3 protein-coding genes are annotated in these 3103 nt (G+C 72.3%); all 3 read right to left on the bottom strand.

Translation table 11 applies throughout. The features are described 5' to 3' along the window. Nucleotides 1-145 precede the first annotated feature (145 nt). Entirely contained in the window at nt 146-886 is a 741-nt protein-coding gene (locus tag DK459_RS10230; protein WP_006388579.1) for a 1-acyl-sn-glycerol-3-phosphate acyltransferase, read from the bottom strand. Then, nucleotides 883-2187: a dihydroorotase gene (locus DK459_RS10225; RefSeq protein ID WP_024067667.1), complete on the bottom strand. Its 1305-nt coding sequence runs from the start codon at nt 2185-2187 to the stop codon at nt 883-885. The genes DK459_RS10230 and DK459_RS10225 overlap by 4 nt, the downstream gene beginning before the upstream one ends. Next, nucleotides 2184-3103 (bottom strand): aspartate carbamoyltransferase (locus DK459_RS10220; protein WP_199234274.1); only part of this gene is annotated, 920 nt, incomplete at its 5' end. The genes DK459_RS10220 and DK459_RS10225, both read right to left, overlap by 4 nt.

The raw sequence follows: 3103 nt of genomic DNA, 5'->3' as shown, positions 1-3103 counted from the left end.
ACGCTCCGGACCGCAATCGTGGGCGCCCGCCACCGGGTCCGCCCGCCCGAGGGGCGACCTACGAAGCACAACGACCAACGCCAAGAAAAACACACAACCCGCCACAAGCAAGAATCCCCCCCCCAAGCCCGCAGCAACAAAAACCTCAAAGCACCGCCTGAATCGCATCCCGAGCCTGATGCGACAGTTCCAACCGCGTCGGCAACGTCCCATCGGCATGCTTCGCCGCCAATACCGGCAAGAACACCACCTCCACCGACAGCCCCGTCGTCCCCATCACCCGCCACAGATTCGCCACCAGCGTTTCCTCCCCCACGAACGCCGCGAAACCGCTGCGTTCGCCGTGTTGCAGGAAGCGCAGCGCCACCGGCTGGATCTCGACCGCCGCCGCGCGGGCCGGTTCGAACAGGCTGGCGTGGAACGGGCGCAGCGTGAAACCCTCGCTGGTCGTGCCTTCCGGGAACAGGCCCACCGCGTCGCCCAGCTTGAAGCGCGCCTGCATCGACTCGCCCATCGCGTGCACCGCGTGGCGTTGGCCGCGTTCGATGAACAGCGTGCCCGCGCCCGCCACCAGCCAGCCGATCACCGGCCAGCTGCGGATCTCGCTCTTGGCCACGAACGACGTTGCCCGCGCCGAATTCAGCACGAAGATGTCGATCCAGGAAACGTGGTTCGCCACCAGCAGTACTGGACCCGTCATGCGCGGCTCGCCCTTGAAGACGACCCGCAGGCCACAGGCCGCCATCAGGCAGCGCGACCAGGTTCGATTGAGCCAGGCCCGCGACTTCGGGCGCAGCAGCGGATACACCAGGCCCACGCACAGCAGGCCGAAGACGATCAACGGCACCACCAGCATCAGGCGAAGGACAAAGCGCAGCAGCTTCAAGCAGGGGTCTCCCAGGCCGGGTTGCCACCCACCAGGGTGGCGCGGACACGGCCGGGCAGCATCATACCCGCGAACGGCGTATGGCGGCTGTGGCTTTGCAGGGCGCCGGGCGCCACCAGCCATTCGGCCTCCAGGTCCACCAGGCACAGATCCGCGGGCGCGCCCACGCCCAGCTCGCCCAGGCCGGACAAGCCCGGCGACAGGCCACGCAGCACCGCCGCCGGCCCCGCGGTCACCCGGGCCAGCGCCTGCGTCAGCGGCAGGCGGCAGTCGCGGGCCCATTTCAGCGCCAGCGACAGCAGCAATTCCAGGCCCGTGGCGCCGGGTTGCGAATAGGGAAACGGCAGGGCCTTGCCCGCATCGTCCACCAGCGCGTGATCCGAGCACAGCGCCTCCACCAGCCCCTCGCGCAACGCCGCCTGGATCGCATCGCGGTCGCGCTGGCCGCGCAGCGGCGGGCGCAGGTGGAAATCGGTATTGAAATAACCGATGTCCACATCGGTCAGGTGCAGGCTGTTGGCCGAAACGTCCGCGCTGACCGGCAGTCCTTCGCGGCGCGCGGCGCGCAACAGTTCCAGGCCGCCGGCGGTCGACAGGCGCGACAGATGCACACGCGCGCCCGTGGCGCGTTGCAGCTCGAAAATCGTTTGCAGGGCCAGCACCTCGGCCTGCGGCGGCAGGCCCGGCAGGCCGAGACGGTCGGCGTAGGCGCCGGCGGCGACCACGGCGCCCTGCGCCAGCCATGGGTCCTGCGGCCGCAGCCACAATGCCAGGCCCAGCCCCGCGGCGTAGCGCATGGCGCCCCACAGCACCCGCGTATCGGCGATGCCGCACTCGCCCGGCGAGAACGCCAGGCAGCCCGCCTGCGCCAGGAGGCCCATTTCCGCCAGGGTTTCGCCGCGCAGGCCGACTGTCAACGCGCCGATCGGCAGCACCCGGCCGTGGCCGGACGGCGCTTCGCGCAGCAGCGCCTCGATCTTGGCCGGCTCGTCTAGCGGCGCGTCGGCATCCGGAGGCATGGCCAGTGTGGTTACGCCACCAGCCAGGGCGGCGCGCAACTCGGCGCTGGACAGGCGCGAGTCCGCCGGCGCGCCGGCGTCCTGGCGCAGCAGGCGCGCCGACAGGTCCACCAGGCCGGGCAACACGGCCAGGCCAGCCGCGTCGATCCGCTGGTCGGCCTGGAAGCCGTCCGGCGCCTGGCCGCTCGCGACCACGCGGCCGTGGGCAATGAACAGGTCTTGCTGGCCGTCGCGGCCGTGGGCCGGATCGATCAGGCGGCCGTTGGCGATGTGCAGCCTCATGCGGCGCCTCCTGCCAGCACGCTCAGGGCGGCCAGGCGCAGATCGCGTTCGGATCGCGCCAGGCTGGCCTCGGTGTCGGGCAGGCCGGCGCCGATGTCGCCGTCGATCTCGATGCCGGGCGTCAAGCCGCCGGCGGGCAACAGCAGGACGTCCGCTTTCGCCCCGGCCAGGCGGGCCGGCGTCAGTCCGCAGGCGGCCGTGTAGTCCCGGGCCGACGGCAGCAGCGCGCCGCTCATGCGTTCGGCGCGCAGCGGCAGCACGATCACGACATCGGCGTCGGCCAGGCATTCGCGCAGCGTGCCGCAGGCCCGTACGCCCAGTTGCGGCAGGCCATCGGGCAGCAGGGTGCGCGGCGCGGTGGCGCGCACTTCCGGCACGCCCAGCGTGGTCATGGCATGGATCAGGCTGCGAGCCACGGCGCTATGGCGAATGTCGCCCACCAGCGCCACGGCCAGGTTGGTCAGGTCGCGCTTGGCGCGCAGCATTACCTGCACCCGGGCAAGGGCCGGCAGCGGGTCGGCATGGGCGCCGTCGCCAGCGTTGATGATGCGCAGGCCCGGCGCCTGGGCGCCGGCGGCACAGACTGCCGCGCCGCTGGCGGGATGCCGCAGCACCAGGATGCCGGCCGGCAGGCCGGCGGCAACGGCGGCGGGCGACGGCGTGGCGGGAGCATGCGTCGAGGGCGGGTCCCCGGCGCCCACGCCATGGCCTCGATCCACGCCCGCATCGACGCCCGCGCTGCCCGCGAGCGGCACCGGCCGCAGGCCCAACTGGCCGGCGGCGGCCTCGAAACCCTGGCGCAGGTCGATGTCGCCGGCCGGCAGGCTCAAGAACAATGGCAAGTCGGCGGCGGGCGCGGCGGGCTGCGAGCCATCGGCAAAACGCGCCGCCATGTCGAGCAGCCGCTCGACATGGC

The organism is Achromobacter sp. RW408 (assembly GCF_003184165.1).
GTDB classification, from domain to species: Bacteria; Pseudomonadota; Gammaproteobacteria; order Burkholderiales; family Burkholderiaceae_B; genus Achromobacter; species Achromobacter xylosoxidans.
This window is presented reverse-complemented; position numbering and strand designations above follow the sequence as displayed.

What these genes read in the sequence shown, in the direction of transcription:
- DK459_RS10225 (WP_024067667.1), bottom strand. Translation starts at nt 2,187, where the DNA reads ATGAGGCTGCACATCGCCAACGGCCGCCTGATCGATCCGGCCCACGGC.